The organism is Dysgonomonas sp. 511 (assembly GCF_010501105.1).
Lineage (GTDB): Bacteria > Bacteroidota > Bacteroidia > Bacteroidales > Dysgonomonadaceae > Dysgonomonas.
Map to the genome: position 1 here is coordinate 331 of NZ_QVMQ01000034.1, position 306 is coordinate 636.

The following is a 306-nucleotide window of genomic DNA, read 5'->3' on the forward strand; positions in this document are numbered from 1 at the left end:
TTGCCGTGATATTCTGCGTCAAGTCTGTAATTCAATGGATATTCAAATAATCAAAGGAGTAGTCAGTAAAGACCACATCCATTTGCATTTGAGTTATCCAGCTCAGTTGAGCATCAGTGATATTGTTCGCCGTCTCAAGGGTCGCAGTTCTCGTATGCTGTTACAAGAATTTCCGGAGCTAAAACGTCGTTACTGGGGTAATCACTTTTGGGGTATTGGTTATGGATGTTGGTCTACCGGTCACATTACAGAAGATATGTTAGAGGCTTACCTGAATCATCATAAGGATCAACCCAATAGTGATGA

General features: G+C 41.2%; 1 protein-coding gene (only partly in view). It reads left to right on the forward strand.

Features of this window, described 5'->3' with window-relative positions; all coding sequences use genetic code 11:
• Positions 1–306: part of an IS200/IS605 family transposase coding region (gene tnpA / locus D0T57_RS13155; protein ID WP_163273952.1), annotated on the forward strand (this coding region is incomplete at its 5' end). 40 nt of the annotated region lie beyond the right edge of the window; the window shows 306 of its 346 annotated nt.